The organism is Corallococcus sp. AB011P, from assembly GCF_003611605.1.
GTDB classification, from domain to species: domain Bacteria; phylum Myxococcota; class Myxococcia; order Myxococcales; family Myxococcaceae; genus Corallococcus; species Corallococcus coralloides.
Map to the genome: position 1 here is coordinate 287,245 of NZ_RAVX01000004.1, position 22,741 is coordinate 309,985.

At 71.1% G+C, this 22,741-nt stretch carries 6 protein-coding genes; all 6 read left to right on the plus strand.

Features of this window, described 5'->3' with window-relative positions:
- Window positions 1-33 precede the first annotated feature (33 nt).
- Entirely contained in the window at window positions 34-4,692 is a 4,659-nt protein-coding gene (locus D7X30_RS14475; RefSeq protein WP_120563500.1) for a type I polyketide synthase, read from the plus strand.
- 39 nt (window positions 4,693-4,731) lie between these two features.
- Window positions 4,732-10,704 (plus strand): type I polyketide synthase, encoded by a 5,973-nt coding sequence (locus tag D7X30_RS14480; RefSeq protein WP_120563501.1) that lies wholly within the window; start codon window positions 4,732-4,734, stop codon window positions 10,702-10,704.
- A 2-nt stretch (window positions 10,705-10,706) separates the two neighbouring features.
- Window positions 10,707-14,030 carry a non-ribosomal peptide synthetase gene (locus tag D7X30_RS14485; protein ID WP_120563750.1) on the plus strand — a complete coding sequence of 1,108 codons (3,324 nt, stop codon included), beginning with the start codon at window positions 10,707-10,709 and terminating at the stop codon, window positions 14,028-14,030.
- On the plus strand, window positions 14,023-18,558 hold the full coding sequence (locus D7X30_RS14490) for a type I polyketide synthase (RefSeq protein ID WP_158619265.1): 4,536 nt from the start codon (window positions 14,023-14,025) through the stop codon (window positions 18,556-18,558). The genes D7X30_RS14485 and D7X30_RS14490 overlap by 8 nt, the downstream gene beginning before the upstream one ends.
- A 92-nt stretch (window positions 18,559-18,650) precedes the next feature.
- Window positions 18,651-20,051, plus strand: a complete 1,401-nt coding sequence (locus D7X30_RS14495) for an MFS transporter (RefSeq protein WP_120563503.1) — start codon at window positions 18,651-18,653, stop codon at window positions 20,049-20,051.
- Window positions 20,048-22,483, plus strand: coding sequence for a penicillin acylase family protein (locus D7X30_RS14500; RefSeq protein WP_120563504.1), 2,436 nt, complete (start codon window positions 20,048-20,050; stop codon window positions 22,481-22,483). Before D7X30_RS14495 ends, D7X30_RS14500 begins: the two co-directional genes overlap by 4 nt.
- Window positions 22,484-22,741 lie beyond the last annotated feature (258 nt).

The following is a 22,741-nucleotide window of genomic DNA, read 5'->3' on the forward strand; positions in this document are numbered from 1 at the left end:
CAGGCACACCCCCAGATTTCGAAGGACGGCTCCATGAGCACTGACACCCCCGAAGTGGATGGCATCGCGGTCATCGGGCTGGGCGGCCGCCTGCCCGGTGCGAAGACCATCTCCGAGTTCTGGAAGAACCTCACCGGCGGCGTGGAGAGCATCACCTTCTTCACCGATGAGGAGCTCATCGCGGAGGGCGCCGACCCCGCGATGGTCCGCGCGCCCAACTACGTGAAGGCCCGCGGCACGCTGGGCGACACGGATCAGTTCGACGCGGCCTTCTTCGGGATGAACCCCCGCGAGGCCGCGCTGATGGACCCGCAGCACCGCGTCTTCCTGGAGTGCGCGTGGGAGGCCATGGAGAGCGCCGGCTACAGCCCGGAGCGCCAGCCCGGCCGAGTGGGCGTGTTCGGCGGCATGAGCATGAACACGTACCTGCTCTCCAACCTGTACTCGCACCTGGCGCACGTCGCGTCGGTGGAGAGCCTCCAGGCGTCCATCGGCAACGACAAGGACAGCCTCACGACCGAAGTGGCGTACCGCATGGACCTGAAGGGCCCGGCCGTCACGGTCCAGTCCTCGTCCTCCACGTCGCTCACGTGCATCCACTACGCTTGCCAGAGCCTCCTGTCGTTCGAGTGCGACATGGCGCTGGCCGGTGGTGTGTCCATCCACTTCCCGGAGAAGGCGGGCTACCTGTACCACGAGGGTGGCACCACTGCGCCGGACGGCCACTGCCACACGTTCGACGAGGAGGCCGCAGGCTTCGTCGCCGGCCACGGCGCTGCGGTGGTCGCGCTCAAGCGCCTGTCGGACGCGCTCAAGGACGGCGACACCGTCTACGCGGTGGTGCGCGGCTCGGCGGTGAACAACGACGGCTCGCAGAAGGTCAGCTACATGGCCCCGGCCGTCGCGGGTCAGGCGGAGGTCATCGCGCTGGCGCAGGCGGTGGCGGGCGTGGATCCGGACTCCATCGGCTACGTGGAGGCGCACGGCACGGCGACCAAGGTCGGTGATCCGATTGAAGTCGCGGCGCTCACGCAGGCCTTCCGCCAGGGCACGGACAAGAAGAACTTCTGCGCGCTGGGCTCGGTGAAGAGCAACATCGGCCACCTGGACTCGGCGGCGGGCGCGGTGGGCTTCATCAAGGCGGCCCTCACGCTGCACCACAAGCAGATTCCCCCCAGCCTCAACTTCAAGACGCCCAACCCGGCGTGCGACTTCCCCAACAGCCCGTTCTACGTGAACACGGAGCTGCGCGACTTCCCTCGCGGTGAGACGCCGCGCCGCGCGGGCGTCACGTCGCTGGGCATGGGCGGCACCAACGCGCACGCCATCCTGGAGGAGGCGCCGGAGCTGCCCGCCACCGACAAGGCCCGCCTGCCCGCGCAGGTGGTGCTGCTGTCCGCGCGCACGGAGAACTCGCTGGAGGTCGCCACGGACCGGCTGGCCGCGCACCTGCGCGAGAACCCGAACGTGGACCTGGCGGACGTGGCGTACACGCTCCAGCTGGGCCGCAAGCGCTTCGGCAAGCGGCGCGCGGTGGTGGCGCGAACCACGGCGGAGCTGGCCTCCGCGCTGACGGAGCGCACGCCGGGCCGCGTCTTCTCAGGCAGCGCGGAGAACAGCGGCCGTCCGGTGATGTTCATGTTCTCCGGGCAGGGCTCGCAGTACGTGGACATGGGCCGCGAGCTGTACGAGACGGAGAAGGCCTTCCGCGCCCAGGTGGACACCTGCGCGGAGAAGCTCAAGCCGCACCTGGGCCTGGACCTGCGCACGGTGCTGTACCCGGCCGCGGAGTCTCGCGAGCTGGCGTCGGAGCGCCTCAAGCAGACGGGCCTCACGCAGCCCGCGCTGTTCGTCATCGAGTACGCGCTCGCGAAGCTCTGGGAGTCGTGGGGCGTGACGCCGCACGCGATGGTGGGCCACAGCATCGGTGAGTACGTGGCCGCGTGCCTCGCGGGTGTGTTCACGCTGGACGACGCGCTGGCGCTGGTGGCCGCGCGCGGCCGGCTGATGCAGTCGCTGCCCGCGGGCTCCATGCTCGCGGTGTCCCTGCCGGAAGAGCACGTCACGCCCATGCTGCCGGAGGGCCTGTCCGTGGCGGCGGTGAACAGCCCGGCCACCTGCGTGGTCGCTGGACCCACGCCGCTGGTGGACGCGTTCGTGGAGACGCTGAAGCTCCAGGGACTGGCGTCCTCGCGGCTGCACACGTCGCACGCGTTCCACTCCGCGATGATGGACCCCATCCTGGACGCCTTCCGCGAGGCGGTGCGCAAGGTGGCCCGGAAGGCGCCGACGAAGCCCTACCTGTCCAACGTCACCGGCACCTGGGTGACGACCGAGCAGGCCACGAGCCCCGACTACTGGGCGAAGCACCTGCGCGGCGCGGTGCGCTTCGCGGACGGCGTGGGCGAGCTGCTCAAGGAGTCCGACGCCATCCTGCTGGAGGTGGGCCCGGGCAACACGCTCGTCACGCTGGCGCGGCAGCATCCGGACAAGGGCGCGAAGCACGCACTGATCAACTCGCTGCGCCACCCCAAGGAGCAGGTCGCGGACCTGGACCACGTGCTGGCCACGCTGGGCCGGCTGTGGCTGGAGGGCGTGGAGGCGGACTGGGACGCGTTCCGTGGCGGTGAGAAGCGCCGCCGCATCGCGCTGCCCACGTCCCCGTTCGAGCGTCAGCGCCACTGGGTGGATCCGCGCAAGGAGACCGCCGCCGACGGCGAGCGCGCCGAGTGGGCGTCCGCGGATCAGAAGCAGCCCGTGGCCCGCTGGTTCTACCTGCCGTCGTGGCAGCGCGCGCTGCCGTCGCCGCAGGGAACCTGGAGCGAGAAGAAGGCCACCTGGTGGCTGCTGCTCCCGGACGACTCCAACGAGGGCCTGGGCGCGCGGCTCGCGCTCAAGCTGGGCGAGGCCGGCCAGGACGTGGTGCGCATCACCCCGGCCGCCGTCACCGCGAAGCACGACGAACACCACTGGTCGCTCGCGCTGGGCGGCGAGGCCACGGTGCTGGAAGCGCTCACCGCGCAGGGCCGCGCCCCGGACCACGTGCTGCACCTGGGCACGCTGGGCCTGGGTGACGCGCACGGCGAGGCGGACTTCGAGTCCGCGCTGGGCAAGGGCTTCCTGGGGCTGCTGTCCCTGGCGCAGGCCCTGGGCCGTCAGCCGGGTACCCGGCCCGTGTCGCTGGTCGCGGTGACCAACCGCATGCAGGCGCTGGGCGACGAAGCCCCGAACCCGGAGCTGGCCACGGTGCTGGGCCCGGTGCGCGTCATCCCGCAGGAGTACGGCCACCTGTCCGCGAAGGCCGTGGACGTGCGCCTGCCGGCGTCCGGCAGCTGGCAGGAGACGGTGCTGGTGGAGGCCCTGCTGTCCGAGGCCGCCACGCCGTCCAAGCTGGAGACCGTCATCGCGTACCGCGGCGGCGCCCGCTGGGTGCAGCACTTCGAGCACGTGCCGGCGGACGCGCCGCGCGCTGCCCAACTGCCGCTGCGCGATGGGGGCGTGTACCTGCTCATCGGCGGCTTCGGCACGCTGGGCTTCTCCCACGCGAAGTCGCTGGCGAAGCGCGCGAAGGCGAAGCTGGTGCTCGCGGGCCGCACGGCGCTGCCGGAGCGTTCGCAGTGGGACGCGCACCTCTCCGCGCATGGCGAGGACGACGCCGTCTCCCGCCGCATCCGTCAGGTGCGGGAGCTGGAGGCGCTGGGCGCGCAGGTCCACACCGTGTCCGTGGACGCGGGCAACAAGGTCCAGGTGAAGGAGGCCGTGGACGCGGCGCTGACGCACTTCGGCGCGCTGCACGGCGTGGTGTTCGCGGCGGGTGACGTGGGCCAGGCGCTCTTCCGCGCCATCCCGGACACCCGCCCCGAGGACGTGCGCGACACCTTCCACGGCCGCGTGCGCGGACTGTACGCGCTGGAGGAGGCGGTGCGCGGGCGCTCGCTGGACTTCTGCGTGCTGTCGTCGTCGCTGGCGGCGGTGCTGGGCGGTCTGGGGCTCGCGTCGTACTCGGCGGCCACGTCCTTCATGGACGCGTTCGCCACGAAGCAGGCGCAGACGTCGCCGGTGCCGTGGATGAGCGTGGGCTGGGACGCGTGGCAGTACGAGTCCCGCGCGGGCGGCGCGCAGAGCCCGTTCGGCGCGCTGGCTATCACGGCTTCCGAGGGCGAGGACGCCTTCGAGCAGCTCTTCCAGTTGGGCGCCGTGTCCCACGTGGCCGTGTCCACGAGCAACCTGCGCGCCCGCGCGCGCCAGTGGGCGCAGCCGGCCGCCGCTCAGGAGCAGGCGGAGGCGAAGCAGGAGGCGGGTTCTTCCCTGGGCACCACGCCCCGGCCCGCGCTCCAGAACGCCTACGTGCCGCCGCGTGACGAGCTGGAGGAGAAGATCGCCCGCCTCTGGCAGACGACGCTGGGCATCGACCAGGTCGGCGTGCACGACAACTTCTTCGAGCTGGGTGGCAACTCGCTCGTCGGCGTGAAGCTGATTGCCCGCGTGCGCGAGCAGTTCGGCGTCGCGCTGCCGGCCGTCACCCTCTACGAAGGCCCCACCGTGGGGGCGCTGGCCAAGCTGCTCAAGGCCGCCAGCGGCAGCGAGGACACGGAAGCCGCGCCCGAGGAGACCGAGGCGCTCAGCCGCGGGGAGCGCCGCCGCGCGCGCCGCGCGAACCGCCGGGGCGACAGCGCCTCCGACGAGGAGTAGCCGTCCCCTCCCTCCACCTTTCGAAGCCGAGCACACCCCATGTCCGCTGAATCGAACATCGACGCGCAGGCCATCGCCATCGTCGGCATGGCCGGACGTTTCCCCGGCGCTCCCGACCTGGACTCCTTCTGGAAGAACCTGCGCGACGGCGTGGAGTCCATCCAGCCCGTCCCCGACGCGGAGCTGGAGAAGCTGGGCGTGGACCCCGTCCTGCGCAAGGATCCGCGCCACGTGAAGGCCAGCGCCGCGCTGGCCGGCATGGAGTTGTTCGACGCGGGCTTCTTCGGCTTCACGCCCCGCGAGGCGGAGCTGATGGACCCGCAGCACCGCATCTTCCTGGAGTGCGCGTGGGAGGCGCTGGAGAAGGCGGGCCACACGCCGGAGGGCTTCGACGGCTCCATCGGCGTGTTCGCGGGCGCGGCCACCAACACGTATCTGGTGTTCCACCTGGTCCCCAACTTCGACCAGTTGAGCGGCATGGACCAGGTGCAGATCGACGTGAACAACGGCGGCGACTTCCTGGCCACCCGCGTCGCGTACAAGCTCAACCTGCGCGGCCCCAGCTACTCCATCACCAGCGCGTGCTCCACGTCGCTCGTCGCCACGCACGCGGCCTGCCAGAGCCTCTTGAATGAAGAGTGCGACCTGGCACTCGCGGGTGGCGTGTCCGTGCACGTGAAGCACCCGGAGGGCTACCCCTTCGTGCCCGGCGGCATCGTGTCCCCCGACGGCCACTGCCGCGCGTTCGACGCGAAGGCAGAGGGCACGGTGTTCGGCAGCGGCGTGGGCGTGGTGGTGCTCAAGCGGCTGGCGGACGCCATCGAGGACGGCGACCACATCCACGCCATCATCAAGGGCAGCGCCATCAACAACGACGGCGCGCTGAAGGTGGGCTTCACCGCCCCCAGCGTGGAGGGTCAGGCCACCGTCATCACCGAGGCCCTGGGCGCCGCGGGCGTGGCCCCGGAGACCATCGGCTACCTGGAGGCGCACGGCACCGGCACGAAGATGGGTGACCCCATCGAGGTGCTCGCGCTCAACAAGGCGTTCAAGTTCCGCTCGGCGGCGGCGAAGGCGAATCCTCCGAAGATTCCGGTGGGCTCGCTCAAGAGCAACATCGGACACCTGGCCAACGCGGCCGGCGTGTCCAGCCTCATCAAGGCGGTGATGACGCTGGAGAACCGGCAGATTCCGCCCAGCCTCCACGTAACGGAGGTGAACCCGGAGATTCCGTTCGCGGGCGGCCCGTTCTTCGTCAACACGAAGCTCGCCGACTGGCAGGCGAACCCCAAGCACCCGCGCCGCGCGGGCGTGAGCTCCTTCGGCGTGGGCGGCACCAACGCGCACATCGTGTTGGAAGAGGCGCCCGTCCTTCCCGCGTCCGGAGCGTCCCGCCCGGCGCAGCTCCTGGTGCTGTCCGCGAAGAGCGACGCGGCGCTGGACGCGGCGACGAAGAACCTGGCCGCGCACCTGAAGGCGCACCCCGCGCAGGCGCTGGCGGACGTGGCCTTCACGCTCCAGACGGGCCGTCAGGCCATGGCGAAGCGGCGCGTGCTGGTGTGCCGCGACCGCGACGACGCACTGGCCGCGCTGGAGGTGGAGAACAGCCCCCGCCAGTGGACGAACGTGCCGGACGTGCACGAGCGGCCGGTGGCCTTCCTGTTCCCCGGCCAGGGCTCGCAGTACGTGGGCATGGCGCGAGACCTGTACGCGTCCGAGCCGACCTTCAAGCGGCACCTGGACGCGTGCGCGGACAAGCTGACGCCGCACCTGGGCCTGGACCTGCGCACGGTCCTCTTCCCGGAGGCCTCCAAGGCGGAAGCGGCGACGCAGGCGCTGACGCGCACGGAGCTGACGCAGCCCGCGCTCTTCGCCGTGGAGTACGCGCTGGCGAAGCTGTGGACGGGCTGGGGCGTGAAGCCCTCCGCGATGCTGGGGCACAGCATCGGTGAGTACGTGGCCGCGTGCCTCGCGGGCGTGTTCAGCCTGGATGACGCGCTGGCGCTGGTGGCCGCGCGCGGCAAGCTGATGCAGGGGCTGCCCTCGGGCGCCATGCTGTCCGCGAAGCTGGAGGAGTCCGCGCTCAAGCCGCTGCTGCCCGCGAACGTCAGCGTGGCGGCGGTGAACGCGCCGGGCTTCACCGTGGTCGCGGGCCCCACCGACGCGGTGGACGCGCTCCAGGCGAAGCTGGAGGCGCAGGGCGTGGAGGTGTCGCGGCTGCACACGTCGCACGCGTTCCACTCCGCGATGATGGACCCCATCCTCGCGACCTTCACCGCACGCGTGCGTCAGGTGAAGCTCAACGCGCCCACCCTGCCCTTCCTGTCCAACGTGACGGGCACCTGGATTGAAGCGGCGCAGGCGACGGACCCGGGCTACTGGGCCACGCACCTGCGCCAGGCCGTGCGCTTCTCCGCGGGCCTCCAGGAGCTGTCCCGCAAGTGGCCGCAGGCGGCGCTGCTGGAAGTGGGCCCCGGCACGGTGCTCACCACGCTGGCGAAGCAGCAGCCGGGCGCGGAAGGCCGCGTGCTCATCTCCTCCACGCGGCACCCGCGCGAGCAGGCGCCGGACCTCCAGGTGCTCCTGGCCGCGCTGGGCCGGTTGTGGCTGAACGGCGTGACGGTGGACTGGAAGGGCTTCGCGACCAACGAGCAGCGCCGCCGCGTGCCGCTGCCCACCTACCCCTTCCAGCGCGAGCGCTACTGGATCGACGCGAAGCCGCTGGGCGGTGGAGCCCGCGCGGACGCGCCCGCGTCGCTGGCGAAGCGCTCGGACGTGGCGGACTGGTTCTACGCGCCGTCGTGGAAGCTGTCCCCGCTGCCCAAGGCGAAGGACGCGGCGGGCGAGGGCTGGCTGGTGCTCGCGGACGACACCGGCGTGGCGGAGGCCCTGGCGCCGAAGCTGGGCGGGGACGTCTTCCGCGTCGTCCCCGGCGCGCGCTTCGAGCAGCGTCCGGACGGCACGTTCACGGTGGACCCCGCGCGCCGCGAGGACTTCTGCTCGGTGCTGGAGGCGCTGAAGAAGCAGGGCCGCGCGTTCTCCAACGTGCTGCACCTGTGGAGCCTGTCGCGCGAGCCGGTGTCTCAGGAGAAGGCGCTGGACCTGGGCTTCCACAGCCAGCTGTTCCTCGCCCGCGCCCTGAGCGAGACGGGCCACCTGGAGCCGCTCACCTGGTCCGTGGTGACCAGCCGCTCCGCCCGCGTGGAGCAGGCGGACGCGCAGTTGCCGGAGCAGGCGCTGCTGGTGGGCCCCTCGCGCGTGCTGCCGCAGGAGTACCCGAACCTCTCGTGCCGCTTCGTGGACGTAGTGCCCGGCGACGCGGGCGCGGTGGCGGACCGGTTGGCGGCGGAGCTCGGCTCCGAACCGCGTGACGCGGTGGTGGCCCTGCGTGGCCGCCAGCGCTGGGTGCAGACCTTCGAGCCCGTGCGCCTGGAGGCGGCCAACGCGGAGGTGCTGCGCGACGGCGGCGCGTACCTCATCACCGACGGCCTCACCGGCATCGGCCATGCGCTGGCGTCCGAGCTGGCCACGGTGCACCAGGCGAAGCTGACGCTGGTGGAGACTCCGGACTTCCCCAGCCGCGGCCAGTGGACGGCGTGGGTGGAGAAGCACGGCGTGCAGGACGCGGTGTCCCGCCGCATCCAGCGCGCGCTGGCCCTGGAGCGCACGGGCGTGGAGATGCTGGTGCTGCCGGCGTCCCTCACCGACGTGGAGTCCATGCGCGGCGTGGTGGACGCGGCGGTGGCGCGCTTCGGCCGCATCGACGGCGTCATCCACGCGGCGGGCGGCATGCAGGGCGCCACGCTGGGCACCATCGCGGAGACGGGCCCGGACGAGTGCGCCTGGCACTTCCGCCCGCAGGTGCACGGCGTGCGGGTGCTGGAGCAGGTGCTCCCGAAGGAAGGCCCCGCGTTCTGCCTCCTCGTGTCGTCGCTGTCGTCCGTGCTGGGTGGCCTGGGACAGGTGGCGCAGGCCTCCGCCAGCGCCTTCATGGACGCCTTCGCGGAAGCGCGCACGGAGGGCTTCGCCTACCCGTGGCTGAGCGTGGACTGGGACGCGTGGCAGTTCGCGGACGCGCAGGCCATGGCGGAGCTGTCCCCCACGCTGGCCCAGTTCGCCATCCAGCCCGCCGAGGGCCTGGAGGCGCTGCGCCGCGCGCTGTCACATGGCGAGAGTGGCCGGCTGGCTGTCTCCACGGGTGACCTGGCCGCGCGCCGCCGTCAGGGACCTCGGGCCTCGAAGACGGAGAAGGGCAAGAAGGACGCGTCGAAGGGCAACAAGCACGCGCGGCCCTCCATCCTCACGCCCTACGCCGCGCCTCGCACGGAGCTGGAGAAGACCGTCGCGGGCATCTGGGAGCAGGTGCTGGGCATCGACGGCATCGGCATCAACGACAACTTCTTCGAGCTGGGCGGCCACTCGCTGCTGGCCACGCAGCTGCGCAACCACATCCACGCGGTGCTGAAGGTGGACCTGTCGCTGCGCGGCCTCTTCGAGACGCCCACCGTCGCGGGCGTCGCCGGGCGCGTGGAGCAGGAGCTGGGCAAGCGCGCGGCCTCCACGGAGAAGCCCATCGCGGAGCGTCTGCGCACCGCGTTCCCCACCGAGCGCCCCGCCCTGCTCACCGAGTACCTGCGCCACCACATCTCCGAAGGCCTGCGCATCCCGCTGGACAAGCTGCCCGCCGACGGCAGCCTCAAGGGCTACGACCTGCACGCGCTGGGCGCGGAGCTGGAGTACGACCTGCGGCAGGACTTCAAGTTCCAGCTCTACCCGCACGAGGTGCAGGCGCATCCGTCCATCCCGGAGCTGTCCAAGTACCTGCTGGTGGAGATGGACCGGCTCCAGGACCCGCAGCGCTTCGCGGAGAACAAGCCGCTGTCCGCGTATCCGCTGAAGCCTTATCGAGCCCAGACGTCCGGCATGCAGCGCACCAACACGGCGAAGAAGAACCCGCCCATGGTGTTCGTGCACTCCAGCCCGCGCGCGGGCTCCACGCTGTTCCGCGTGATGCTCGCGGGACACCCGCGGCTGTTCTGCCCGCCGGAAGTGAACCTGCTCTTCTTCGAGGGCATGCGCGAGTGGCGCGAGAACATCGGCTTCGGCAGCGAGATGGAGTGGACCACGGGCGGCCTGCAGTGGGCGCTCATGGAGCTGGAGAAGCTGGACTCGCCCGCGGGTGCCGCGCTGGTGGACCGGCTGGTCGCGGATGACATGTCCGCGCAGGACGTCTATCGCCGCCTCCAGGAGAAGTCCTCGCCCCGGCTGCTCGTGGACAAGACGCCCACGTACGCCATGGACGTGGAGACGCTGGAGCGCGCGGAGCGGATGTTCGAGGGCAACAAGTACATCTACCTCTACCGCCACCCGCTCCCGGTGATGGAGTCCATCCTCCGCATGCGCTTCGACCGCCTCTTCGCCGCCGGCCTCTTCGGTGACGCGGACGTGGACCCCTACGTGGTGGCGGAGACGGTGTGGGCGCTGTCCAACCGGAACCTGCTCAACTTCTTCGACGGCATCGGCCGCGAGCGCTGCCACTGGGTCCGCTACGAGGACCTGGTCGCGGACCCCACGAAGGTGATGACCGGCGTGGCCCAATTCCTGGGGCTCGAGTTCGACGAGCGCATGGTCCAGCCGTACGACGGCAAGAAGGACCGCATGATGGGCGGCCTCGGTGACCCGAACATCCTCCAGCACCAGGGCATCGAGAAGAAGATGGGCGAGTCCTGGAAGCGGATCAAATGGCCCCGCCCCTTCGACGCCTCCACCCACGCGGTGATTGAACGGCTGGGCTACTCCGTGGAGGGCGCCACGCCCACGCAGCCCCTGGTGGCCGCGCAGCCGGTGGCCACGCCCGCCGCGAAGCAGAAGGTGACCGCGGCGGAGGCGGAGAAGTTGCTGGAGAACATGGACCAGCTGTCGGACGAACAGGTGGCGGAGCTGCTCGCGGTGATGGAAGACGCGGGCGACGGTGACGGCGGTGACAGCAGCAGCAGCGAGGACGCGGCCTGAACATGACGCCCGAAGAGAAGCGAGCACGCCTGGCCCAGCTCCTGAAGGACAAGTCGCGCCCTGCCTCGAAGCAGGCGCCCCTGTCCTTCGCGCAGGAGCGGATGTGGTTCCTGGACAAGTGGAGCCCCGGCAGCGCGGCGTTCCACATGCCCACCGCGGTGCGACTGACGGGCACCGTGGACACGGACGCGCTACGCCGCGCCCTGGCCCTGCTGGTGGAGCGGCACGACACGCTGCGCACCACCTTCCAGGAGCGCGAAGGCGGCGGCGTGCAGGTCATCGCCTCCACGGGTGAAGTGCCACTGGAGGTGATGGACCTCCAGGGACTGCCGGTGACGGAGCGCGAGGCGGAAGCCCAGCGGCGCGTCGTCACACTCGCGCAGCAGCCGTTCAGCCTGGAGCAGGGCCCGCTCTTGCGCGCGGTGCTGATGCTCCTGGGCAACGGTGAGCAGGTGCTGCTGGTGGATCAGCACCACATCGTCTCCGACGGCTGGTCCATGGGCGTGCTCGTGCACGAACTGGCCATGCTGTACCGCGCGTGCCTGGAGGGTCAGCCCTCGCCGCTCAAGCCCCTGCCGCTTCAGTACGCGGACTGGGCGGCGTGGCAGAAGGAATGGCTCCAGGGTGCGGAGCTGGAGCGCCAGCTCACCTACTGGAAGAACCGCATCAACCCCAACGCGCTGCTGGAGCTGCCGCAGGACAAGCCGCGTCCGGCGCTGATGAGCTCCAAGGGCGAGCGACAGGTGATGCACCTGTCCCCCGCCCTCACCCAGGCGCTCAAGGCGCTGGGCCAGCGCGAGGGCCGCACGCTCTTCGTCACGCTGCTGTCCGCGTTCAACGTGCTCCTGTCCCGCTACACCGGGCAGGACGACATCGTGGTGGGCACGCCCATCGCCGGCCGTCCGCGCGCTGAGGTGGAAGGGCTCATCGGCCTGTTCGTGAACATGCTGGCGCTGCGCTCGGACCTATCCGGCAAGCCCACGTTCAAGGAACTGCTGAACCGCGTGCACGAGTCCACGCTGGACGCGTACGCGCACCAGGACATCCCCTTCGAGCGACTGGTGGACGCGCTCAAGCCGGAGCGGCACCTCAGTCACTCGCCCATCTTCCAGGTGATGTTCGTCCTGCAGAACGCGCCCATGCCGGCCCTGGAGGCCCCGGGCGTGGTGATGGAGGCGAAGCCGGTGGACACCGGCACGACGAAGTATGACCTGTCCCTGCTGCTGGTGGACCTGCCGCAGGGCCTGCGCGTCATCGCAGAGTACAGCACCGACCTCTTCGAGCGCTCCACCGCGGAGCGGCTGTTGGGCCACTACCTGACGCTGCTCGAAGGCATCGTCGCGCAGCCGGACGTGCCCATCTCCCGCCTGCCGCTGCTGCCTTCCGCCGAGCGCCAGCGCGTGCTGAAGGACTGGAACGACACCGCCGTCACGCACCCGAAGGACGCGACGCTCACGTCGCTCATCGAGGCGCAGGTGGCGCGCACGCCGGACGCCGTGGCCCTGGAGTTCGAGGGCAGCCGCCTCACCTACCGCGAGCTGGACGCCCGCGCTAACCAGCTGGCGCACGCGCTGCGCAAGCACGGCGTGGGACCGGAAGTCCGCGTGGGCCTGTGCGTGGAGCGCTCGCTGGAGATGGTGGTGGGCCTGCTGGGCACGCTGAAGGCGGGCGGCGCGTACGTGCCGCTGGATCCGGGCTACCCGCAGGAGCGTCTGGGCTGGATGCTGGAGGACGCGCGTCCGCCGGTGCTCCTGGTGCAGGAGCGGCTCCTGGCGCGGCTGCCGGCGTCGGACGCGAAGGTGGTGAAGCTGGACACGGGCTGGGAGGAGATTGCTCGCGAGCCCACCACCGCGCCCGCGCCCACGGCCACGCCGGACTCGCTGGCGTACATCATCTTCACGTCCGGCAGCACGGGCCGCCCCAAGGGCGCGATGAACGCGCACGGCCCGGTGGTGAACCGCCTGCTGTGGATGCAGTCCGCCTACCGGCTCACGCCGTCGGACACGGTGTTGCAGAAGACGCCGTTCAGCTTCGACGTGTCCGTCTGGGAGTTCTTCTGGCCGCTGATGACGGGCGCGAAGCTGGCGGTCGCGAAGCCCGGCGGGCACCAGGACCCGGGCTACCTCAAGGCGCTGATTGCCTCCGCGTCCGTCACCACGCTGCACTTCGTGCCCTCCATGCTCCAGGCCTTCCTGGACGAGCCGGGCGTGGCGGAGTGCACGTCGCTGAAGCGCGTGGTGTGCAGCGGTGAAGCGCTGCCGCTGGAGCTGAAGGAACTGTGCCTGCGCACGCTGCCCGGCGCGGGGCTGCACAACCTCTACGGCCCCACCGAGGCCGCGGTGGACGTGACGTTCCACGCGTGCCAGGCAAACGACGGCCGCCGCTCCGTGCCCATTGGCCGGCCGGTGGACAACACCCAGATTCGCATCCTGGACGCGGAGTTCCAGCCGGTGCCCCAGGGCGCGGCGGGCGAGCTGTACATCGGCGGCGTGCAGGTGGGGCGTGGCTATCTGGCGCGGCCCTCACTGACGGCCGAGCGCTTCATTCCGGATCCGTATGCGACGGTGCCGGGCGCGCGCATGTACCGCACGGGCGACGTGGCGCGGTGGCTGCCGGACGGCGAGATCGAGTACCTGGGCCGCGCGGACTTCCAGGTGAAGATCCGCGGCCTGCGCATCGAGCTGGGCGAGATTGAGTCCTCGCTGGAGAAGCACCCCACGGTGCGCCAGGCGGTGGTGCTCGCGCGCGAGGACCGGCCGGGCCAGAAGCGGCTGGTGGCCTACGTCACCGGCAAGGACGCGAAGCCGGAGGGCGCGGCGCTGCGCACGTACCTGCTGGAGCGGCTGCCCGAGTACATGGTCCCGTCCAACATCGTGGTGCTGGAGCGCATGCCGCTCAGCCCCAACGGCAAGGCGGACCGCAAGGCGCTGCCCGCGCCGGAAGTAGGTGGCGCGGATCCGTCGCGGCCCTTCGTGGCGCCGGGGACAGCCATCGAGCAGCAGATCGCCCAGGCGTGGAAGGACCTGCTCCACATGGAGCAGGTGGGCCTGGACGACCCCTTCTTCGAGCTGGGTGGCAATTCGCTGCTCGCGCTCCAGTTGCACCGCCGGTTGACGGCGGAGCTCGGCGTGACGCTGGCGCTCACGGACCTCTTCCAGTACCCCACCGTGCGGGCACTGGCGGCGCGGCTGTCGCGCCGGGAGGACACGCCCTCGGAGGACGCGGCGCAGGCGGGCCGCTCCCGTGCCGAGGCGCGACGCACGGTCAACCGCCGCGCGGGGGCTTCGCGCGGTCGGGTGGAAACGGATGGAGACGCGGATGAGTGACACAGTGGGTGGTGGCGAGGAGCGCATCGCGATCGTCGGCCTGTCGGGCCGCTTCCCGGGTGCGCAGACGCTGGAGGGCTTCTGGGAGATGCTCCGGCGCGGCGGCGACGCGCGTCGCGTGCCCACGGATGCGGAGCTGGACGACGCGGGCGTTCCCCAGGCCCTGCGCGCCCATCCGCAGTGGGTGCGCTCCAGCTACGTGCTGGAGGGCGCCACGGAGTTCGACGCGGGCCTCTTCGGCTACAGCCCGCGCGAGGCGGAGCTGATGGACCCCCAGCAGCGCATCTTCATGGAGTGCGCATGGGAGTCGCTGGACAACGCCGGCTACGACCCGGGCCGCTTCAAGGGCGCGGTGGCAGTCTACGCGAGCGTGAGCCTGAGCTCGTACCTGCTGCGCGCGCTGATGCGGCAGCCGGACCTGATGGACGCGGCCGGTTCGTTCGGCGTGATGCTGGCCAACGACAAGGACTACGTGGCCACGCGCGTGTCCCACCGGCTGGGCCTGCGAGGCCCGTCCGCGACGGTGCAGACGGCGTGCTCCAGCTCACTGGTGGCGCTCCACCTGGCGTGCCAGAGCCTGCTGTCCGGCGAGAGCGACATGGCGCTCGCGGGCGGCTCCTCCGTGTCCTTCCCGCAGACGGCGGGCTACCTCTACCAGGAGGGGATGATCTTCTCTCCGGACGGCTACTGCCGCGCGTTCGACGCGAAGGCCAACGGCACCGTGCGCGGCGCGGGCGCGGCGGTGGTGGTGCTCAAGCGCCTGTCCGACGCGTTGAAGGACGGCGACACCATCCATGGCGTGCTCCTGGGCACGGCGGTGAACAACGACGGCGCGGGCAAGGTGGGCTTCACCGCGCCCAGCGTGGAGGGCCAGGCCGCGGTCATCGCGGAGGCGCTCGCCATCTCCGGCGTCACTCCGGACGATATCCAGTACGTGGAGGCCCACGCGACGGGCACCCCGCTGGGCGACCCGATTGAAGTGGCCGCGCTCAACCAGGCCTTCGGCGGCAAGGAGACGGGTCAGAAGCGCGTGGCGCTGGGCTCGCTCAAGGCGGCCATCGGCCACCTGGACGCGGCGGCCGGCATCGCGGGCGTGGTGAAGACGGTGCTCGCCATGGAGCACGGCGAGATCCCCGCGAGCCCCCACTTCCAGCAGGCCAACCCCGTCATCGACTTCGACGCGGGCCCCTTCTTCGTGCCCTCGCAGCCGCGCCCGTGGACCTCCACGAACGGACCGCGCCGCGCGGGCGTGAGCGCCTTCGGCATCGGCGGCACCAACACGCACGTCATCCTGGAGGAGGCCCCGAAGACGGCCGCCCCCGCACCGTCCCACCGCGCGTGGCACGTGCTGCCCCTGTCCGCCCGCACTCCCGCGGCGCTGGACGCGGCGACGGAGCGGCTGGCCGCGCACCTGGACGCGAACCCGAACGTGTCCCTGGCTGACGTGGCCTACACGCTCCAGGTGGGCCGCCACGCGCACGAGCACCGCCGTGCGGTGGTGGTGAAGGACTTGGCGGACGCGAAGGCGGCGCTGCGGGATGCTCGGCGGCTGTTGGGTGGCTCCGGCACCAACACGCGCCGGCCGGTGGTGTTCCTCTTCTCCGGCCAGGGTTCGCAGTACGTGGACATGGGCCGTGGCCTCTACGAGCAGGAGCCCGTCTTCCGCACGGAGGTGGACGCCTGCGCGGAGAAGCTCAAGCCGCACCTGGGCCTGGACCTGCGCACCGTGCTCTATCCGCCCGCGGACGGGCGCGAGAAGGCGACGGAGCAGCTCAAGCAGACGTCCCTCACGCAGCCCGCGCTGTTCGTCATCGAGTACGCGCTCGCGAAGCTGTGGGCGTCGTGGGGCGTGACGCCGCAGGCGATGGTGGGCCACAGCATCGGTGAGTACGTGGCCGCGTGCCTGTCGGGCGTGTTCACCCTGGACGACGCGCTGGCGCTGGTGGCCACGCGCGGCCGGTTGATGCAGTCGCTGCCCTCGGGCTCCATGCTGTCCGTGCGGATGACTCCGGAGGCGCTGGCGCCGCTGATGGACGCGCGCATCTCCGTGGCCGCAGTCAACGCACCGGGCTTCACCGTCGTGGCGGGCCCCACCGATGCAGTGGACGCGCTCCAGGCGAAGCTGGAGGCCCAGAAGGTGGAGGTATCGCGGCTGCACACGTCGCACGCGTTCCACTCCCACATGATGGACCCCATCGTGGAGGAGTTCCGCCAGGCGGTGGCGAAGGTCGCGCGCAAGGAGCCGAAGGACCTCTACCTGTCCAACGTCACCGGCACCTGGGTGACTCGCGAGGACGCGGTGAGCCCGGCGTACTGGGCCCGCCACCTGCGCGACGCCGTGCGCTTCCAGGACTCGGCGACGCTGCTGTTGAACGACCCCGAGCACGTCTTCCTGGAGGTCGGTCCCGGCAACGCGCTGGCCACGCTGGTGCGTCGCAACGCGCAGGAAGGCACCTTCCCGGCCATCCTCTCGACGCTGCCTGCGCCGCGCGATGCCCAGCAGGACGCGCTCGCGCACGCCGCGGACGCGTTCGCGAAGCTGTGGCTCGCGGGCGCGAAGTCGAACGCCGGCCGCGTCTACAAGGGCGAGGCCCGCCGCCGCGTCCCCCTGCCCGCCTACCCCTTCCAGCGCGAGCGCTACGACCTGCTCAAGGGTCCGCCGCCCGCGCTGCCCCGCGCCGCCGCCGCGCGGACCGCGACGACGCAGGGCATGGAGCTGACCGTGCCCGCGTGGCCGCGCACGCGCGCGTCACCCCAGGTGCCGTCGCTCACGGGCCAGCGCTGGCTGGTGCTGGAGGCGGACACGCCGGTGGCCGCGCGCGTGTCGGAGCGGCTGCGCCAGGCGGGCGCGGACGTGGTGTCGCTCGTCGCGGGACAGGGCGCGTCGGATCCGGTGACGAAGCGCTTCGCCGTGGATCCGTCATCCCCGGACGCGGTGGGTGAACACCTGGAGCGGCTGCGCGGTGAGGAGTGGACACCCGCGCACGTCGCGTACCTGTGGCCGCTGGTGAAGGAACCGCGCGACCTGGATTCGGGACTCACGGCGTCGTTCCACGGGCTGCTCGCGCTGGCGAAGGCCGTGGGCCCGGGCGCGGCGAAGACGCCCGTGACGCTGGACGTGGTGACCACTGGCGCCCAGGACGTCACGGGCGAGGAGCCGCTGCTGCCCTGGCAGGCGGCCGCTGTCGGTGCCAGCCGCGTGCTGCCGCAGGAGTACCCTGGCCTCACCGTGCGCGCCGTCGACGTCACCTGGCCCGCGCCGGATGAGTCCGTTTCGGGCCCGTGGCTGGAAAGGCTGGTGACGGAGTTGGCCGCCGGCAAGGACCCGGTGGTCGCGCTGCGCGGTCCGTATCGCCACGTCGAGGCATTCGAGACCATCGACGTCCCGGCCTCCACGGAACAGACCGGCCTCAAGGACGGCGGGGTCTACGTCATCGTCGGTGGTCTGGGCCGAGTGGGCCTCGCGCTCGCGGAGCAGCTCACTCAGGCGGTGAAGCCGAAGCTCGTGCTGCTGTCGCGCCGCACGCTCCCCGCCCCCGGCGAATGGGACGCGTGGCGCGCGGGCCATGACGCGCAGGACGCGACGTCCAAGGTCATCGACCGCATGCGCGCGCTGGAACGCTCGGGCGCACAGGTCCTGGCGCTGCGCGCGGACGCGGGCGTCCCCGGTCAGCTCGACAAGGCACTCCAGGTCGTGGAGGCGAAGTTCGGCCGCATCGACGGTGTCTTCTACGCGGCGGGCGACGGCGGCATGGCCACCCGCATCTCCGTGGCCGAGGCCACGCCAGAGGCCACCACCCCGCTGCTGGCCGGCCGCTTCGGAGGCCTCGCGCAGCTGGCGGAGGCCCTGTCGTCGCGGCAGCCGGACTTCGTCGTGGTGCAGTCCTCACTCACCGTGGTGCTGGGCGGCATGGCGGTCAGCGCGGTGGCGGCGGCGCACGCCGGCATGGACGCGGTGGCGGCACGGCAGGCCCGGCTGGGCGGCACCCGCTGGTACACCGTGGACTGGGACGTGTGGGGCGTGGGCGAGGGCTTCCGGCCCGACGCCGTCATCCCCCCCGCCGAGGGCTTCCGCCTCCTGCGCGCGCTGCTCACCCAGCCCACCGGTGGACGCTTCCTCGCGTCGCTCGGGTCGCTGGAGGCGCGGCGGCAGGTGGCTCGCGAGGGTGCCTCCACCTCCCGCGCGGGCGGAAGCGCCAGCGGCAAGCACCCGCGTCCCCCGCTGGCCAACGCCTTCGTCGCTCCGCGCGACGAGACCGAGGAGAAGGTCGCCGCGCTCTGGCAGGACCTGCTGGGCGTGGAGTCGGTGGGCATCACCGACAACTTCTTCGAGCTGGGCGGCCACTCGCTGCTGGGCGTGCAGTTGCTGTCGCGCATCCGCGAGGCCTTCCAGGTCGAGCTGTCCATGCGCGCCCTCTTCGAGTCCCCCACCGTGGAGGTGATGACGGTGGCCATCGTGGAGGCGAGCGCCAGCCAGCTCGACCCCGAAGCCCTGGAAGCCATGCTCGCGGAGCTGGAGCAGAGCTGAAATCCCCCTAGCAACGCCGGGCCCGCGCGCACTCCCGTAGTACGGTGCGCGGGCCCTTGACCCTCCTGCCCCCCAGGAGAAAGAGACGTGGAATGAGCCTCGCGCAACGCCTGACCATCACCCAGCCCATGCGGGTCTTCTGGATCACCTGGTTCGGCCAGCTCATCTCGATCCTCGGCTCCGGCCTCACGTCCTTCGGCGTGGGCGCGAAGGTCTTCCTGGACACGCGCTCCACCACGCAGTTCGCGCTGCTGTCCTTCTTCGCGCTGGCGCCCATGGTGGTGCTGTCCCCCATCGCGGGGACGCTCATCGACCGGTGGGACCGCCGCCGCGCCATGCTGCTGGCGGACCTGGGCAACGGCTTCACCACCATGCTCATCTTCGGCATGCTGATGGCCAGCGACCGGGGACTGTTCAAGCTCGAGACCTGGCACTTCTACCTGCCCGTCTCCCTGGGCGCGTGCTTCGGCGCCTTCCGCTGGCCGGCCTTCTTCGCCACGGTGACGCTCATCGTGCCCAAGCAGCACCTGGGCCGCGCCAACGCCATGGCGGAGGTGGCCAGCGGCGCCAGTCAGATCCTCGCCCCCATCATCGCGGGAGCGCTCATCGACAGCGTGGGCCTGGTGGGCGTGCTGACGGTGGACGTCTGCAGCTTCTTCATCGCCGTCACCACCCTGCTGATGGTCCGCTTCCCGCGGCCCACCGCCTCCGCGGAGGGCCAGCAGGGCAAGGGGTCGCTGTTCGCGGAGATGAAGCAGGGCTGGGCCTTCATCAGCGCGCGCAAGGGGCTCTTGTCCCTGATGGCCTTTACCGGCGTGGCCGTGCTGTGCATGGACCTGGTGGTGCTGCTGATCACCCCGCTGGTGCTCGCCTTCACGGACATCTCCACGCTGGGCCGCATCGCGTCCATCGCGGGCGTGGGCGCGCTCCTGGGCGGCATCGGCATGGGCGTGTGGGGCGGCCCCAAGAACCCGCTGTACGGCATCCTCGGCTTCCATGCGTTTTCGGGCGTGGTGCTCTTCCTGGCCGCGCCGTCGCCCAGCGTCATGCTCGTCGCCACGGCCGCCGCGCTCTACCTGTTCACCATGCCGCCCGTGATGGCGGGCATCCAGTCCATCTGGCAGCGCAAGATTCCCTCGGACCTCCAGGGCCGCGCCGCCGCCGTGAAGCGGATGATCATCCTCTGCGTGTCGCCGCTCGCGAGCCTCATCGCGGGGCCGCTCGCGGACGACATCTTCGAGCCGGCCATGCGCGAGGGGGGCGCGCTCGCCGGCACCATGGGCCGCCTGCTGGGCGTGGGTCCGGGGCGCGGCATCGCCGTCATCTTCATCGTCCTGGGCCTGCTGACGCTCACGAACGTCGCGGCCGGGTGGTTCAACCCGCGGCTGCGCAACCTGGACAAGGAGCTGCCGGACGCGCTCCCGGACACGCCGCCCGCCGCCCCTGACACCGCCGCTCCCAACGCCCCCACCGCTGGAGCCTCCGCGTCATGAGTGCCTTCACCCAGGTCCTGCGCATGCTGCGCATGTTGCCGTCCGCCATGGCCGTGGCCACCCCGGGCGTGGGCCCCTGGCTCGCCCGCCGCCGCTGGACGCGCGAGGAAGGCACGCTCACCCTGCCCGGCCTGCACGGCAAGGTGGAGGTGCTGCGCGACACGTGGGGCGTGCCGCACATCTTCGCCAATGACGAGCACGACCTGTTCTTCGCCCAGGGCTACGTGCACGGGCAGGACCGGCTGTGGCAGCTGGAGATGGGCCGCCGGCTGGTGGACGGCCGGCTCGCCACCCTGCTGGGCCCCATGGGCGTGTCCGCGGACAAGTTCCTGCGCACCATGGGCCTGCGCCACATGGCCGAGCAGTCCTGGGAGCAGGTGGACCCGGAGGCGCGCGCCATCCTGGAGGCCTACAGCGCGGGCCTCAACGCGCGCATCGCCGCGGAGCCGCTGCCCTACGAGTTCACCGTGATGGCCACGGCGCCCGCGCCCTGGACGCCCGTGGACTCGCTCGCGCGCGGCAACCTGCTGGCGATGATGCTGGGCGGCAACCACCGCCTGGAGCTCTTCCGCGCGCGGCTGGTGGCGGCGGTGGGTGAAGAGGTGGCCAACGCGCTGCTGCCGCAGAACGCGCCGGAGACGCCCCTCATCGTCCCGAAGGAGGCGCGCCTGCCGGGCCTCAAGGACGTGAAGGCGATGTCCGGCCTGGACAGCGTGGACGCCGTGATGGGCGACCCCAACATCATCTCCGGCAGCAACAACTGGGTGGTGCACGGCCAGCGCACGAAGAGCGGCCAGCCGCTGCTCGCCAATGACGTGCACATCCCCCTGAGCATGCCGTCCACCTGGTACGAGAACGGCCTGCACGGCGGCCGCTTCCAGCACGTGGGCTTCTCCCTGCCCGGCGTGCCCATGCTGATTGTCGGCCACAACGGGATGGTGGCCTGGGGCATGTCCAACCTGGGGCCGGACACCCAGGACTTCTACATCGAGAAGCTGGACGACCCGAAGGCGCCCAAGAAGTACCTCTACCAGGACGTCTGGCACGACCTGGAGGTGCGCCGCGAGGAGATCCCCGTCAAGGGCGGCGCGCCCGTGGTGCTGGAGGTGAAGAGCACCCGGCACGGCCCGCTGATGAACGTCGTCATGGCGGAGGAGCTGAAGGACAGCGAGCCCCTGTCGCTCAAGTGGGCGCACCGCGAATGCCAGCCGCTCATCAACTCGGTGCTGAAGCTCAACCTGGCCACGGACTGGGAGTCCTTCCGCGCCGCGATGAAGCTCTGGGAGGGGCCGGGACAGAACTTCGTGTACGCGGACACGGCCGGCAACGTGGGCTTCCAGGCCACGGGGAAGATTCCCATCCGCCAGGGACACCAGGGCCTCATCCCCATGCCGGGCTGGACGGGTGAGTCCGAGTGGACGGGCTTCATCCCCTTCGAGGAGCTGCCCGCGTCCTTCAACCCGCCCGCGGGCTACGCGGCCACGGCGAACAACAAGATTACGTCCGACGACTACCCGCACCTCATCGCGCACAACTGGTTCCCGGGCTACCGCGCCAAGCGCATCACCGACCTGATTGAAGCGGGCACGCAGCACACCGTGGAGTCCATGCGGGACATCCAGTCGCAGACGTACTCGCTGCCCGCGGAGGCGCTGCGCCCCTACTTCCTGGCGGCGGCGCTCCCGGCGGACGACATCCAGCGGCAGTCGGTGGAGGCGCTGAAGGCGTGGGACCTGCGCTTCGAGCCGGAGGCCGTGGGCGCCACGGTGTTCCAGGCCTGGTACATCGAAGTGCTGCGCAAGCTGCTCCAGCACAAGCTGGAGCCGTCGCTGGTGAAGGAATACCTGATGGGCCAGTACGAACGGCACGGCAGCCTGCACATGCCCTTCGTCATCGGCCTGATGTCCCAGCCGGACAGCGCCTGGTGGGATGACCCGAAGACGCCGGAGAAGGAGACGCGCGACGACATCCTCCGCGCGGCCCTGGGCGTGGCCACCGCGTGGCTCACGAAGACGTACGGCCCGAAGCCGGAGGCCTGGGCCTGGGGTCAGGTGCACCAGTTGACGTACGCGCACCAGATGCTGGGCGGGCCCGCCATCCCCGGCCCCATCCGGCGCGTCTTCAACAGCCGCCCGGTGCCGGCCCGGGGTGACAACTACTCCGTGGACGGCGCCTCGTTCCTCTGGAGCCACCCGTTCAAGGTGGTCCATGGCACCGCGCTGCGAATGATTGTCGACCTGGCGGACCTGTCCCGCTCCGTGTCCATCCACTCGCCGGGGCAGTCGGAACACCTGTTCCACAAGCACCGCGACGACTTGATGGAGCTCAACCGCAAGGTGGAGTTCCACCCCATGCTCCACACGCGCCAGGCCGTGGAGCAGCACCGCGAGGCCACGCTGACGCTCACGCCCGCGGTGGCCCTGGCCAAATAAAACAACCCGGACTTGAAGGCCGTCACTCCCCCCGGAGCGACAGGCCTTCAGGCCCGGGTTCCATTGCTTTCAGGCTCCAGCGGGAGCCGGCACTCGTATTCGCGTCGAATTCCCCCTCAGAAACTCGACGCTTCCCCCTTCTATGTGCCAGCCCCTGCGGTCCCCCCCATTTCCCGCGCATGCCGCGGTGAGCTAAGAAGTCCCCCGACTCCGTGACTCACCGTGTTGCTGCTGCGCGGGCCCCCCTGCTTCCCGTGC

Coding starts and splice junctions, on each gene's coding strand:
- D7X30_RS14475 (WP_120563500.1), top strand. CDS start 34: ATGAGCACTGACACCCCCGAAGTGGATGGCATCGCGGTCATCGGGCTG.
- D7X30_RS14480 (WP_120563501.1), top strand. CDS start 4,732: ATGTCCGCTGAATCGAACATCGACGCGCAGGCCATCGCCATCGTCGGC.
- D7X30_RS14485 (WP_120563750.1), top strand. CDS start 10,707: ATGACGCCCGAAGAGAAGCGAGCACGCCTGGCCCAGCTCCTGAAGGAC.
- D7X30_RS14490 (WP_158619265.1), top strand. CDS start 14,023: ATGAGTGACACAGTGGGTGGTGGCGAGGAGCGCATCGCGATCGTCGGC.
- D7X30_RS14495 (WP_120563503.1), top strand. CDS start 18,651: ATGAGCCTCGCGCAACGCCTGACCATCACCCAGCCCATGCGGGTCTTC.
- D7X30_RS14500 (WP_120563504.1), top strand. CDS start 20,048: ATGAGTGCCTTCACCCAGGTCCTGCGCATGCTGCGCATGTTGCCGTCC.